Origin of the sequence: Macrococcus epidermidis (assembly GCF_003259695.1) — a bacterium.
Classification (GTDB): Bacteria; Bacillota; Bacilli; order Staphylococcales; family Staphylococcaceae; genus Macrococcoides; species Macrococcoides epidermidis.
On sequence record NZ_PZJH01000001.1, the window covers coordinates 968,836 to 982,660 of the forward strand.

The 13,825-nt window shown below is 29.2% G+C and carries 20 protein-coding genes; 5 read left to right on the forward strand and 15 right to left on the reverse strand.

The window, feature by feature from the left end; genetic code table 11:
- Positions 1 to 22: 22 nt before the first annotated feature.
- The 3 genes from BHU61_RS05055 to BHU61_RS05065 all read right to left on the reverse strand — a co-directional run bounded on the left by BHU61_RS05055 (position 23) and on the right by BHU61_RS05065 (position 1,628).
- Positions 23 to 652 carry a FusB/FusC family EF-G-binding protein gene (locus BHU61_RS05055; protein WP_111715103.1) on the reverse strand — a complete coding sequence of 210 codons (630 nt, stop codon included), beginning with the start codon at positions 650 to 652 and terminating at the stop codon, positions 23 to 25.
- 302 nt (positions 653 to 954) lie between these two features.
- Positions 955 to 1,254, reverse strand: a complete 300-nt coding sequence (locus tag BHU61_RS05060) for a hypothetical protein (RefSeq protein WP_111715104.1) — start codon at positions 1,252 to 1,254, stop codon at positions 955 to 957.
- Positions 1,254 to 1,628, reverse strand: coding sequence for a MerR family transcriptional regulator (locus BHU61_RS05065; RefSeq protein ID WP_111715106.1), 375 nt, complete (start codon positions 1,626 to 1,628; stop codon positions 1,254 to 1,256). The genes BHU61_RS05060 and BHU61_RS05065 overlap by 1 nt, the downstream gene beginning before the upstream one ends.
- Before the next feature lie 387 nt (positions 1,629 to 2,015).
- On the opposite strand from BHU61_RS05065, the gene metG reads away from it, so the two are divergent.
- Positions 2,016 to 3,653: a methionine--tRNA ligase gene (gene metG, locus BHU61_RS05070; RefSeq protein ID WP_111715107.1), complete on the forward strand. Its 1,638-nt coding sequence runs from the start codon at positions 2,016 to 2,018 to the stop codon at positions 3,651 to 3,653.
- Between the two features lie 122 nt (positions 3,654 to 3,775).
- Here the strand turns inward: metG and BHU61_RS05075 are convergent, their stop codons facing one another.
- The 6 genes from BHU61_RS05075 to BHU61_RS05100 all read right to left on the reverse strand — a co-directional run bounded on the left by BHU61_RS05075 (position 3,776) and on the right by BHU61_RS05100 (position 7,073).
- Positions 3,776 to 4,111 (reverse strand): type II toxin-antitoxin system PemK/MazF family toxin, encoded by a 336-nt coding sequence (locus BHU61_RS05075; RefSeq protein WP_111715109.1) that lies wholly within the window; start codon positions 4,109 to 4,111, stop codon positions 3,776 to 3,778.
- Complete coding sequence (locus BHU61_RS05080; protein WP_111715111.1) at positions 4,105 to 4,347, reverse strand: AbrB/MazE/SpoVT family DNA-binding domain-containing protein; 243 nt, start codon at positions 4,345 to 4,347, stop codon at positions 4,105 to 4,107. Before BHU61_RS05080 ends, BHU61_RS05075 begins: the two co-directional genes overlap by 7 nt.
- Before the next feature lie 79 nt (positions 4,348 to 4,426).
- A complete protein-coding gene (locus tag BHU61_RS05085) occupies positions 4,427 to 4,825 on the reverse strand; it encodes a GNAT family N-acetyltransferase (protein WP_111715112.1) in 399 nt (132 codons plus the stop codon).
- Entirely contained in the window at positions 4,825 to 5,292 is a 468-nt protein-coding gene (locus BHU61_RS05090; protein ID WP_111715114.1) for a DUF7878 domain-containing protein, read from the reverse strand. Before BHU61_RS05090 ends, BHU61_RS05085 begins: the two co-directional genes overlap by 1 nt.
- Positions 5,293 to 5,644: 352 nt before the next feature.
- Positions 5,645 to 6,070, reverse strand: a complete 426-nt coding sequence (locus BHU61_RS05095; RefSeq protein WP_111715116.1) for a hypothetical protein — start codon at positions 6,068 to 6,070, stop codon at positions 5,645 to 5,647.
- Positions 6,071 to 6,323: 253 nt separating this feature from the next.
- Complete coding sequence (locus BHU61_RS05100; RefSeq protein WP_111715117.1) at positions 6,324 to 7,073, reverse strand: nucleoside phosphorylase; 750 nt, start codon at positions 7,071 to 7,073, stop codon at positions 6,324 to 6,326.
- 320 nt (positions 7,074 to 7,393) lie between these two features.
- Between BHU61_RS05100 and BHU61_RS05105 the strand changes: the two genes are divergently transcribed.
- Entirely contained in the window at positions 7,394 to 7,828 is a 435-nt protein-coding gene (locus tag BHU61_RS05105; protein WP_111715119.1) for a LytTR family DNA-binding domain-containing protein, read from the forward strand.
- Positions 7,829 to 7,931: 103 nt separating this feature from the next.
- Here the strand turns inward: BHU61_RS05105 and BHU61_RS13660 are convergent, their stop codons facing one another.
- The 3 genes from BHU61_RS13660 to BHU61_RS05120 all read right to left on the reverse strand — a co-directional run bounded on the left by BHU61_RS13660 (position 7,932) and on the right by BHU61_RS05120 (position 8,944).
- Entirely contained in the window at positions 7,932 to 8,066 is a 135-nt protein-coding gene (locus BHU61_RS13660; RefSeq protein ID WP_275542449.1) for a hypothetical protein, read from the reverse strand.
- A 295-nt stretch (positions 8,067 to 8,361) separates the two neighbouring features.
- Entirely contained in the window at positions 8,362 to 8,646 is a 285-nt protein-coding gene (locus tag BHU61_RS05115; RefSeq protein WP_111715122.1) for a hypothetical protein, read from the reverse strand.
- Position 8,647: 1 nt separating this feature from the next.
- Positions 8,648 to 8,944: a DUF2089 family protein gene (locus BHU61_RS05120; RefSeq protein WP_111715123.1), complete on the reverse strand. Its 297-nt coding sequence runs from the start codon at positions 8,942 to 8,944 to the stop codon at positions 8,648 to 8,650.
- 159 nt (positions 8,945 to 9,103) lie between these two features.
- On the opposite strand from BHU61_RS05120, the gene BHU61_RS05125 reads away from it, so the two are divergent.
- Together BHU61_RS05125 and BHU61_RS05130 are read left to right on the forward strand one after the other, a co-directional pair.
- Positions 9,104 to 9,385 (forward strand): hypothetical protein, encoded by a 282-nt coding sequence (locus tag BHU61_RS05125; protein ID WP_111715125.1) that lies wholly within the window; start codon positions 9,104 to 9,106, stop codon positions 9,383 to 9,385.
- A 66-nt stretch (positions 9,386 to 9,451) separates the two neighbouring features.
- Positions 9,452 to 10,627: a DUF418 domain-containing protein gene (locus BHU61_RS05130; protein WP_170122458.1), complete on the forward strand. Its 1,176-nt coding sequence runs from the start codon at positions 9,452 to 9,454 to the stop codon at positions 10,625 to 10,627.
- 59 nt (positions 10,628 to 10,686) lie between these two features.
- Here the strand turns inward: BHU61_RS05130 and BHU61_RS05135 are convergent, their stop codons facing one another.
- On the reverse strand, positions 10,687 to 11,787 hold the full coding sequence (locus BHU61_RS05135; RefSeq protein WP_111715128.1) for a Glu/Leu/Phe/Val dehydrogenase dimerization domain-containing protein: 1,101 nt from the start codon (positions 11,785 to 11,787) through the stop codon (positions 10,687 to 10,689).
- A gap of 317 nt (positions 11,788 to 12,104) precedes the next feature.
- Here BHU61_RS05135 and BHU61_RS05140 point away from each other — a divergent pair, with 317 nt between their 5' ends.
- Positions 12,105 to 12,356: a DUF2627 domain-containing protein gene (locus BHU61_RS05140; RefSeq protein ID WP_111715130.1), complete on the forward strand. Its 252-nt coding sequence runs from the start codon at positions 12,105 to 12,107 to the stop codon at positions 12,354 to 12,356.
- Positions 12,357 to 12,389: 33 nt separating this feature from the next.
- On the opposite strand, the gene BHU61_RS05145 is transcribed toward BHU61_RS05140, so the two are convergent.
- Positions 12,390 to 13,124, reverse strand: a complete 735-nt coding sequence (locus BHU61_RS05145) for a glycerophosphodiester phosphodiesterase family protein (protein WP_111715132.1) — start codon at positions 13,122 to 13,124, stop codon at positions 12,390 to 12,392.
- Positions 13,117 to 13,809, reverse strand: a complete 693-nt coding sequence (locus tag BHU61_RS05150; RefSeq protein WP_111715133.1) for a response regulator — start codon at positions 13,807 to 13,809, stop codon at positions 13,117 to 13,119. Before BHU61_RS05150 ends, BHU61_RS05145 begins: the two co-directional genes overlap by 8 nt.
- Positions 13,810 to 13,825 lie beyond the last annotated feature (16 nt).

Here is a 13,825-nt window from a genome sequence, read left to right on the forward strand (position 1 = left end):
GTAAGTGTCAATCAATCGACACTTACTTTATTTTTTGTATGAAATGATATAATTTTTCGATGTCATCTAAATGTTGATTACACACATTGCTATCATGACAAATATAGTCACCCTTTTTAGTATATGTTCCGTCACTATTCGCTTTTGTCTTATTTAAGAATAATGAAACATCAGATTCATGGTGACAAATCGAACAAAATCCCTTCACTTTAGTTGGAGCTAATTCCCCGTATATACTTTGAAAAGCACCTTTACTATCTTTATAGACAATATACTTTCGATTTGCAGAATGGTCATTCCATCCGAGATAGCTCATCATCTGAAGATCATATTGATCATTTGGTGGTGTCTTTAATTTCTTTACCTTTTTGAATAACTTCTCTACTTGTTTAGCGGAAGGCATTTCAAAAGGTTCAACAAACTGTTTCATTTCTGAAAGAATCATAGTAGCTTTCGTCTTGGAAAGCCGAATATCATCAAGTTGAGTAATATACTCACTTGCATCTATACCATTCACAATGTAAATCGCTCTAATTTCGTCTAATATAATATTTTTTTGTGCTTTATTCGTCGTTGGATCATTTGTTTTATAAATCTTAAGTAACTGATTCACATTATTCATAACTTGCGCAAATTCATATGCTTTTATCATTATATCTATACCTCACTTTAATGATTTGAGTATAGCATAAATATAAAAATGATAGTAAAAATTAAAGTTGATGTGAGCATCTCCAATTTCGATAAGAAATGTTAGTTCGAAATTGGGGTTTCACCAATTTCAGATTGAATCTGTCTGCCGAATTTGGGATTCTACCAATTTAATAACGAAATTGTGAGACGAATTTGGGATTTTACCAATTTCAGATTGGATTTTCCTGCCGAAATTGGGGTTTCACCAATTTCAAATTAAATTTGTCTGTCGAAATTGGGGGTTCTACCAATTTCAATCTCCTACTTCACATAAAAAGCAATTCCGAAAATAATAATCGAAATAATAATTCTAACTATAATATGAGATAAATGAAAATCTTTTATCATTAAGCCATGTATTATCGCTAAACCGCAAAATAATACCAATGATGTCGCTAATAGAATAAGATTTAAAGTCGGATAAACTGAAAATATCATTAAAATTGAATTTAACGCGAACAAAAGATACATGAAACTAAATCCACTATTTAACAGAGCTCCTACCGAAGCAATAATTGTCAGTAATGCATATATCAGTACTAAAATGATTAACATTATCATCATTTAATCTCCTTCAATTTATTATTCATATTGTTTAATAGCTTTGCAGCAATTTCTAATTCATTTTTAATTCGGTCTATCTCTTCAATTTTTCTATTAATGAGATCTTTTAACAAAGATAAATCATCTTGTGGCATATTGTAAATCTCATCCATCGAATTAAATTTATTATCATATTCAATAAAAATTTTAATCTCCATAAGGCTAAATCTTGCTGTTTTTAAAATTTGAATACTTTTTAAACGTAATATATCTTTTTCTGAATAAATTCTAACTTTATTAATTATTGCTGGAGATATTAATCCCATCTTTTCATAATAACGAATTGTATCTTTGCTTAAGTCTACGGTTTTACTTAATTCTCCTATCTTCATATATTCGCCTCCTTTTCTAAACAATAATTGATGGAGTTAACTCCATGTCAATCAACTTTAAAAATATATTGTAATTTTCACAATTATCTTATATATTATATCTAATAATAAAAAATAGCATTGATGAGAAGATTTAATTCATAAAATAGAGAGCTTCGGTAGCTGAAAAGAAGTAACGAATTAAAGGATGACTCTAAGCTTCGCAAAGAAAGTTTGTATGAGTAGATTGCGACGTGCCCAGCGTTAATGGATTAAAGTTATTAACTTTATGAGGTATATTATGTGAGTAATATACGAACTTAGGTGGTACCACGAATATTATATATCGTCCTAATCGCATTTTTGCGATTGGGACTTTTTTTATGGAATTTAAGGGGGAGATTTAGAATGACAGTATTTATTGGAGGAGCATGGCCGTATGCAAATGGTTCTTTGCACATTGGTCATATCGCAGCACTATTACCTGGAGACATTATTGCAAGATATTACAGACAGACTGGTGAAGAAGTATTATATGTGTCTGGAAGTGATTGTAACGGAACACCTATTGCACTACGTGCCAAACAAGAAGGAAAGACCACTCGAGATATTGCTGATACTTATCATCAGGAATTTCAACATTGCTTTACACGATTAGGGTTTACTTATGATTTATATACTAGAACAGACTCAAACGAACATCATGAAGGTGTAAAGTCATTATTCTTAAAATTATATGGTAATGATATGCTTTATCAAAAAACGATAGAGCAAGCGTATTGTGAACATGATAAGCAGTTTTTACCTGATCGATTGGTTGAAGGTGAATGTCCTAATTGTGGCGCAAAAGCACGTGGTGATCAATGTGATCAATGTTCAGCAATACTCGATCCACTAGATTTAATCAATAAGCGTTGTAAATTGTGTGGTAACGAACCGGTAATAAGAGAAACAAATCATTTATATTACAAATTTAGTAGTCTTCAGGAACAACTTGAAAAGTATTTTAAAGAAACGAGCACGAAATATCACTGGCGTCAAAATGCATTGGCACTAACTGAAAGATATTTAAAAGAAGGTATTCCTGATCGTTCTGTGACACGTGATTTACCTAATGGTGTGGATGTGCCAATCAAAGGATTTGAAGATAAAAAGATATATGTCTGGATTGAAGCAGTAGCTGGATATTTAACGGCATCAGAAGCATGGGGAAAAATAAATAATCAGGATTACCAACAATTTTGGATGAAAGGAACAAAATCTTATTATATTCATGGGAAAGACAATATTCCGTTTCACACTGTAATTTGGCCATCAATTCTAATGGGCGCAAATATTGATGGATTACCACAATCAATCGTATCAAGTGAATATATGACTTTGGAAAAACGAAAAATATCAACCAGCCAAAATTGGGCAGTCTGGATACCGGATTTAATAGAACGATATCACCCTGATACGATTCGCTATTTCTTTACAATCAATGCACCAGAATCTCGAGATGCAGATTTTTCTTTTAGAGAATTTATATATAGTCATAACAGTGAACTTCTTGGTGCATTTGGTAATCTCGTTAATAGAACATTTAAATTCATTGAAAAATCATATGATTTAGAAGTCCCTCAAACTGAAATTGATAAAGGTATTAAAAATGAATCACATTCACTTTATCAAAAAGTTGGGCATTTAATAGAAGCAACTAAAATTAAAGAAGCGTTAGAATTAATATTTGAATTTATAAGAACATGTAATAAATACTTTGACGAACAACAGCCATGGATTACATTTAAAAAAGTAAAAGAAAAATGTGATGAAACTTTAGCTACATGTGTATTTATTATTCAAAATTTAAGTCAATTATTGAATCCCTTCCTCCCATTTAGTGCAGAAAAACTAAAAGATATGCTGGGAATAGAAACATTAGAATGGTATGTAATCGAGGATTTACCAAAAAGACTTGCATCTGTTTCACCATTATATGAACGAATAGATGTTAAGCAAATCGATGAAGAAATAGAAAGATTAAATAACAAAAATATGAACTAATGTTTGCGAAAATTACCAAAACTATAATTTGACAGAGTATAGTGGTAATTATGATACTAATTTTTAAGAATAGTCACCGTATAAATGAATCTCAAGTGGAGTGTTCTCAGCACCCCACTTTTTTATTGATTTGTCGGTAATATACAAGCTGAAACAATCGTACAAATTTTGTTCAAGAATTCATCGCTTACCTTCTCAATTGTTTTATATTCTCTAGCATTTAAATCAATTGTCTTTGGATGTTGACATAATATTTTACCTTTAGTTACTAAGTTGTCTTCTAGATTAATATGCAAAGGAAAAGAATTTGACGTTGAAGAAATAGGACATAAAATTACTAAATTTGTGAATTCATTAAAATCTTTATTACTTATTACTAATGCAGGACGGTATCCAGCTTGTTCCTTACCTTTTGTAGGATTAAGATCTAGCTTGATGATATTACCCTGCTCTACCATACTTCATTACCTCTAGGTTTACCCCAATCAAATTCGCTTGGCTTATTTTCTGTTTCATAGCTTTCAAATAATTCTCTTATTAATGAGACATTTTGCTGCTGCTTTGTTAAAATAATTTTTTCATCTTGCATTGTTAAATCAAATTTTTGATTTTTATCAAGATTCATTTCATTTACTATTGATTTTGGTATTCTTATGCCTTGACTGTTACCCCATCGTTGTAGAGATACCTGCATTTTATTCACCTCTTATAAAGTATATACATAGTATATACTGAAAGATATTTTTTGTCACTTATTACACTACGAAATAATTCTATAAATCTTTCCAATAAAAGTATTGTCCAATATCTCCGTAACAATTATCTATGTTAAACAATAATTTATAGCCATGTTTTTCATAAAATATTGGTGCTTGAAATGAAAAAGTATTAAGATACACATGCTTTAATCCTTCACTTCTACCTTTTTCCTCTACATAGGTTAATAATTTTGTGCCTAATCCATGTTTTCTATATGATTCATCAACAAATAAAAATTCAATCTCAATTGTAGAAAAAGTTGATTCCCCCACAATACCAGCAATAACTTTACCGTTATCTTCGATATTAAAATTAAATGGCTTTCTATCTCCCCAATTGGGTTCATTATATTCTTTTATCTTCTGATGAATATATTCATTTGTAGCTTGTGAACTTTCATTTATTTCAAACATTAATCTACCTCAATTATTTTTTTGATTATTTTTTCTATCGACTTTAATTCATATATTGAAATGTCTTTTTGAATATATAGCTCAATTACTTGTTTCATATCATCTCTAAGTTTTATCAACTTTTTAACCATTTCAGTTTTATTATCAATCAATGCGATTTCTGATTCAATCCCAGGAGAAGTTATTTTATAGCATTCACCTATTGGAGAAATTGAAATTAATGGATTGAACTCATCTTCAACTTCCATAGTATGATATTGAAATTCATCATTACTTCTTCCATTCAACCAATCATTCAATTGTAACCAGAATTCTATAATGGCAATATCTTCATCAAAATAAATAGTATTATTGTATTTGATTTTCAAATTTGCATCCAATGCCATAAAGTTTCCAGGTTTCGCACGTTCTTCAACTGAAAGTTGGTCCATAGGACTTTCTACTAAATGAAAATCAAAGTTTAACATTATTGTACCCTCGTTTCTTGTTAAAGAGATTATTTCTAAAAATACCTTGCCTATTTAGTTCAATAACTTTTTTAATCAGAACGTATGTTATGAAGCATTGATATTTGCACTACTTTTTGCAGATATCATGCTGCGTGTCATAGAAGTCAGTAAAAACGATAAAAAATAACCACTCATAAGCTTTGATCGAACTGAGTGGTAGTGGTTTTTGAACTACTATAAAGGCTAGTCACCGTCTGAACGAATCTACAAGGGGAGTGTTGCTACACTCCTCTTTTCATTTACATATTAATATGAACTAAATGATAAATCAAAAGATTTAAATCCTGTTGACATGTAAAAGGAAATTCTATCAATAACTAAATGTAGTGTTTTCATGAATCACATTAATTTGAGGGTATTTTTGATATAGTATTTCTTTATAATATTTTTCAATATATTTATCTTTATATTCATTTGTCTGATATTCTATGTTACCATCTGAATCTGGATTAAATTTAAAATTAGACATATCAATATCAAGAAACTCAAAAAGTTGTGTCGATCCTTTTTCAACTGCCAAATGATGTGCCAACCCCTCAATATCAGAAATTAATTCTTCATTACTGAACAAACTATCTTTTGGGATATCTGTAATTGTTAAAATATAAATTTCATTTTCTTCAAATATAAAAACTTCTAAAAATGTATTCATATATTCTGTACCTTCAAATACATTACCAGGATACATATACCATCGTTCTAAATTAGCAAGTCTTAAATTTCTTGTAAGAGTCATAATATTCTACCAACCTCATCTGATTAATATTCATTTCTTTAGCCTTCCTATTTAATTTTTATTTTCCATCCATCTTAATTTATCCTAATCGAACAACTATAGGATTTATTTTTTGTAAGCATATCATCCAAAATATAAGTTACGAAATTAAACTTATATTTTGGATCTTTCATCTTAATAATCTATCAATTCAAAATCGCATTCAACTTTGTTTTTTATAACTAAACGTTAGCACTACTATAATTAATTCTATCTATATGCTTTTTGCTATCTCCAAACCTATAAAGAATTTATCCATATTATGATTTGCGTCATTTAAGCCGTCAACATTGTATTCATTTTCTGCAAGTACATCACCCGTTACCAAAAAGTTATAGAGTTCAAATCCATGGAAGTCACTAACAGCTTGAACACCTGCAAGTTCCATTTCGACTGCAATACATCCATCGTTTTTGCGCACTTCAACATTATTTTTAGTTTCTCTCAACATAGCATCAGTTGTCCATACCTTACCTTGCACATAGGGTAATTCTAATAAATCAAATATTTCAGCTACTTTGTTACTATTATTAATTTCAATATAATCATTTGCTTTTGCATAATGATAAGACATACCTTCATCTCGATAACTTTCCGTTGGAATCACAAATTTATTATTAGTCTTTTCTTTATCTAAACTACCTGCAGAACCTGACATTATAAACTGAGTAGCACCTGTTAACCAGTTAGCTTCTATACAAAATTGAGCCGCTAATGTTGATCCAATACCACTTAAATAAAACCCAATATCTTTGCCTTCATGAGTAAATTTATATATTGGATAACTACCGTTACAAGCATGGATCTCAGCAATTTTTTCACATTTATATATATCAAAAATATTGTTATAAATATTTTTCGATAGAATAATCATACATACATCTATAATCTTTTTCTGATCCCCATAAAAACTTTTCAAATTAACAATCGGTTCCGAATTATTATCGAAAGCATCTATTATCATAAAATCACCTCATATTTTTTCAAAAGTATATCAATAATTCCTGATAAGAAAAATAGACAAATTTATGATTTTGTCCACCTATTGTATTTAAAATTACTAGAGAATCATATCGATTAAAAGATCATAAAAAATGAAAAATCCCTAGATACACGAGAGACTTACATTAAACCGCTAAAAAATGACATTTTCAAATCTACATTTTTTTACATTTTATAACCGATATTGACAGAGGTAACAAAATAGAAATTTTTGCAACTAATTAAAACATTGTCTACTGATTATCTTTTTAATGATAAATTAACTATAAGGAGGAACCTGATATGAAATTTAATGTAAACTTTAATAATCATCTTAATAAGGATGTTATCCATTTAGAAAGTCACGAAATTAACAAAAAATTTGTAAATGATTTGATTAATATTTTTGAGACTAAAATTACATTGATTGATATTAAATCTAATAAATCTATAAAAGTATCAGTAAATCAAATCGAATCTATTGAATCTTTTTCTCATTTGTCCAAAGTAAATTTAGTTGATAATTCACTATTTTATATCAAAGGTAGGATTAAAGAATTTAGTTATTTTACCCAATATAAAATAGTTAAAATTAATAATAGTCAGTTGTTTAATTTAAGTCATATCAACCAAATCTCTTCAGATAAGGCATCACGATTGTTAATAATAAGTAATTCTAATAAGAAATATATTGTCAGCAGATACTATTCACGAGAAATTAAGGAGATGTTATTATGATTAAAGAATTAATACAAAACTTCTTTCAAACTTCATTTCTTAGCTTGATTTGGTTAATGACTATTACATCTTTGTTCAATACAGATATCACAGTTCATTATAATTACTTCTGGAGACTGATTTTAATTTCTATATTATTTGGACTTACTTTTGGTGTTCTATATCCATATTTATGGAAGTATTCAACTACTAAATCTAATTTTAATGTTTTTGTTTGTTCAACTGATAATACATTCATTATTTTATGTTCTATTTATCTGTATTCTAGTCGTTTGTTTACTCAAGTTTATCCATTTATATATGCAATTGTAGTAATAAATTTGATTTTACATTATGTAATCTTCAAGTTATATTCAGATTATTTAAATCAAAAATATATTATGGAAATTCAAAATAGAAAAAGGTTATAATTATTGAATTATTTACTTTGAATGTGATAAATAAAATAAGCAAAGGAGTAATAATAGATACTCCTTTGCTACTAATAATTTTAATTATTTTAAAAATAAATTACGAATTAAAAATTTGTGAAACTATAAATCTTTACTTTTCATTTTATCCAATTCTAAAACTTTTTTTCTATGATATTCCTTTCTTGCAGAATTATATTGACCTGCTAGAACAACCATACCAATTACATACAATACTAAAACCACCCATAAAGGCCATTGATTGTCATTCATATAAAAGGATATTGCATATACTGTACAAATAAGCGGAACAACTAGTCCTAACCATTTAAATTTTGTTGAAGATAATATATATTGAGCACCACAAATTGAAGCAAATATTAAAATTCGTATTATATAATCTACCATACTAATTCTCCTTTTCACTATTATAAAGACTTATCAATTTCTTAGCTTCTTCCAAACTAATCTTTTCGTCGATTGCTAGCGATTTAATGTAACTCACAAGTCCAGAATTGTCTTCTTTAGATGCTATTTCTATTTTCTGTATTAAACTATTCAACCTAATTCTTACTGTTGGATAAGATACATCATACATCTTTGCAATACTTTTTAATGATCCTGATTCAAGAACAAAATTCTTCATAAATTCAATGTCTTCTTTATCTAATTTTAATAACCATTCTGGAATCTCATTTCTATCCATAAGCTACCTCCTATATTTATTTTAATATTTTATTCACTATTATTCAATAATAAAGTCACTTTATTTTTAATATTATTAATAATAACTTTAACTTTATTAAAAAATGATGTATTATAAATTATGAAGAACAATACAATACTATTTTAAAGGAGTAATTTTATGGTAGATACAGTAGAATTATTAATTCTGATTGCTATATTATTTGGTGCACAAAAATATTTATCATCATTAGAATCTGGATGGCTAGGTTTAATTACACCAATGATTTTCATCCTTTATATGTTTATTAAATATTTTTATTTTAATCAATATGTTGAATATTTTTGGTTTAAATTATTAATTGGTAATTTTATATTAATATCTAATTACTATTTGGGCCAAGAAAAGAAAAAGGAGCGTCATAAAAGAGAACTTGAAAAAATGAAAACAAGAGATTTATAAATTTTTATTGTACATTAAATTGAAAATTTTAATGTTTCTATATCAATGTCTGTAGGAGGAAATAAAATGAAACGTATTACAGTAGTGGATAGTTTGCGAGGGTTTAGCTTAATCGGAATTCTTCTTGCTAATTTATTAATTTTCCAGTTTGGGAATTATGGAGCAAGTTATCCTGATTTTTATCATCTTGATAGCTTCAGCAAAATTTTATTGTTTATTGATAATGTATTTATCCACGGAAGTTTTATGCCAATCTTTGCTTTATTATTTGGATTTGGTTTAGTCAAGATGAGTGATAGTCTGGTAAAACGTGCACTCCCAGTTAAACGTGCACTTATTAGACGTGGTATTATGTTATTTATTTTTGGTATTTTACATGCCACATATTTGTTTTCCGGTGATATTTTATATCTTTACGGTACAATCACGTTAGTTTTATTCTGGTTAACGAGACGTTCAGTTCGTACGATGATTGTTTCTATTTTTATAAGTATTATTTTATGTTTGAGCATTTTATTTATTAACCAGGAAACCGTTGCATATTTATCAGATATGCCCATCTCAAATACATTGACTGATGCTCAAAAAGATTATTTAACTCAAGAAAAAATTGTCAATTCTACAGGCTCAATTAGTGATAGAAATGATTTCTTTACTTATTATGAAGATCCATTTTTAAATATGGATGATCAAATATTTTCATTAATAACAATCATGATTTTATTTTATATTCCATTTTTCATTATTGGTATGATTTTTGCGCGTAATCATTTCTTTGAAACAACTAAAACGAAAGCAAAGAAGATATTAATTTATTTAATACCTATATTTTTAATAGTTAAAGCTTTATTTGTAATATATCCTAATAATGAAACAATCAGTTTATTATTTTTACCGGCAGTCTATGGTTTAAGTTTCAGTTATATTGCGTTGTTTTATCATTTATATCATCGTTATCCAGCAGCCAGATTGTTTAAAGGATTTGAAGCTGTCGGTAAACTTTCTCTTACAAATTATATTGGTCAATCTATTTTCCATGGTTTTATTTATTATAGTCATGGTTTCGCTAGATTTGGTGACAGCAACTTTGTCTTGTCTATTATTATTGCTTTACTGTTCTTTACATTTCAAATAGTCGCAAGCAGTATCTATTTAAGATACTTTAAATATGGTCCACTTGAATATATCATTCGTGTCATTACTTACTGGTCCTTTAATCCTAAGAAAAAATTACAAAATTAATATTCATGTTTGTTTTTATTATAGAAATAGGCATGCTCATTATCGAGCATGCCTATTTTTTATACTCTACGTCTAGAGATCAAAGAATGTTCATTTAAACTAAATGTACTACGTACACGCATCATTTGATCAATACGCTCTTCTGCTAAACGTTCAGCTGCTAATGCTGTAGAAATGTTATCACGTTTCGCGATTTCAAATACTTTATCCATTTGATCGTATATTTCATTAACTTTCTTTGTTGCACGATCTTCGTTATAGCCATTTAATTCATCAGCTACATTAATTACCCCACCAGAATTCACGACAAAGTCAGGTGCATAGATGATGCCACGTTCCTGCAACATCGCTGCATGTTTTTCCATGTCTTTCAACTGGTTATTAGATGATCCACATACTGCTTTAACTTTCAATTGTGGAATTGTGTCATCATTAAGAATCGCACCTAATGCACATGGTGCAAAGATATCCGCTTCTACACCGTAAATTTCATCAGGCTTCACTGCTGTTGCACCAAAGTCATTTACTGCTCTATCAATTGATTCCTGGAAGATATCCGTAACGATTAATTTCGCACCTTCTTCATGTAAATATTTACATAAAGTATAAGATACATTTCCTACCCCTTGTACAGAAATTGTCTTACCTGCTAAACTATCATCACCGAATGCTTCTTTCGCCGTACGTTTCATCGCACGATATACCCCTAATGCTGTCATTGGACTAGGATTTCCACTAGATCCGTAGCTTTCTGATAATCCTACGACAAAGTCAGTTTCTTCATGCATAATATCCATATCAGTAACTGTTGTACCTACGTCTTCAGCTGTAATATAACGTCCGTTTAAACTTTGAATATAACGGCCTAATGCTCTAAATAAAGCTTCTGATTTATCTTTTTTTGGGTCCCCGATAACAACTGTTTTCGCGCCACCTAAATTAAGTCCTGCTGCTGCATTTTTATATGTCATTCCACGTGCTAAACGTAATGCATCTTCAATTGCTTCTTCTTCTGTTTCATATGGCCACATTCTGCATCCACCTAATGCAGGGCCAAGTGTTGAATCATGAATCGCGATAATCGCTTTTAATCCACTTGCATTATCCTGGCAGAATACAACTTGCTCATAGTCATATTGTTCTAAAGTCTTAAAAATCATTTTATTTCCCCTTTTCATAAAATAATTATTAGATTAACACTTCCTATTTTACATTAAATATTATGTTTATAAAACAAAAATATTCATTTTTAAATTTATTTCTGTATATTTTAGTTCGATTTCCGATATATTATTATTATATTCTATTGAATATTTATGTACTTCAACAAACTAAAGCGCTTACAACATGCTATTTAGACGTATTTTAGATTCTTTATTTATTCATCATTTTTATCTGTTATTATATTTATATAATAATTTATTTATTATTAATATTATGATGTTTTTTTGTTATAATGCTATTGGTAGGTGAATTTATGAAAAAGATGATTGCACTTCTTGTATTAGTTATTCCAATTTACTTTGCAGGTTTAGGTATCAAATGGATGAGAGATGCTGTTTTTGGTATTCTTGTCCCAGAACTCCATTTTATTTGGCTGCAATTTTTAATTGGATTTATCTTAATGGTACTTGGTGTTAGTTTTGTAGGAGGCTATATTCTGCATATCGAAAAGAAAAGTAAACGTGCACAAGAAAAATTTTATAAAAAACAAGAGAATCAATCCTAATAATGGATGATTCTCTTGTTTTTTATATTTTAATCAATGTTGTTTTAACAAATAATCATTTTTTAGTTTAACCGCTACTTCTACTTCATCTGTTATAATGGCATCGATTTCTTCTTCCAGCCAATACTGTATTTCTTTTGCGCGATTAACGGTATAAACACGGGCTGGTAAATTATATCGTACTACTTCTTGTCTTTTCGCGTCGTTCATATAACTTTTTCCGTAAGGATGCACTGATTTAATACCATGTGACTCCATATATATCCACGGCTCTCCTAATTCTTTATTCGTAAGTAATGCTGTGTCATAGCTCGAATCAATCTTTTCTATGTACAATAAACTTTCAAGATTAAAGCTTGATATAATAATACGCTCTTTCATGTCATATTGACTTAATAGTTTAATGAGTGTTTCTTCAAGGACACCTTCCGTAACACATTTTATTTCAATATTTAACGTCATATCGGTTGTAATGATCCAGTCCATCACTTCTTTTAACGTCGGTACTTGTTCATCAGTTACTTTAAATAAACCATTCTTATTACGTGCAATTTTGATTTCATCTAATGTTAATTGATTGACATGACCTTTTTGATTGGTAGTACGATTTAAGGTTGGATCATGGATGACAATAATTTCATTATCGACAGTCATATGAATATCAAGCTCTATACCATCTGCACCATGTTCATAGGCTTTTTTAAAGCTTAGCATCGTATTTTCTGGATAAAGTGCTGCATACCCTCTATGTCCAATTATTTTAGTCATGATAATCCTCCATAAGGTAATCAATCAGTTCGCCACTCGTCGGTCGATTTAATTTGCCACGTTTGTTAAAGACTTCCTGTAAACCGTTATCCCATGCTCTTTCAATTGCATGTCGAATAGAACGTTCTACATTCGCGTTCTTTACATTGTTTCTCTCTGCAATCTTTGGATATAAATCAATTGTTAAATGTACTTTCTTTGCTCGTTCCTGCTCGCTTCTGGCAGATAATATTTCAATGGCATCCTGTATATATCGCGTACCTTTATGTTTTTCTTTAAATCCTAACTGTTCTAATTTATTTTGTCTGAGGACAGATTCATCAATATTACAGATCTGACAAATACGATTGACAAAATTATCAAAATTAATCGGCTTTAAAATGAAATAATCAGCTCCGGAATCCATTGCTTCTGACAGCACAGAATCTTTTCCAAACGCACTTAAACAAATAATTTTAAAAGGATGATTCGTTGGAATATGCTCTTTTAACAGCGTAATTCCATCGATATGAGGCAATATCAGGTCAAGTAACAGTAAATCAAATTCAATATCATTGATCATATTAAGGGCATCCTTACCGTTATGACACATTCCGACGACCTGCAAATTATGTTTTTCCAGATGTGTTTTTATTGTTACTGCGAGTTCTCGTGAATCTTCAATAATCGCAACTTTAAGTACCATACTTCTTCATCCTTTT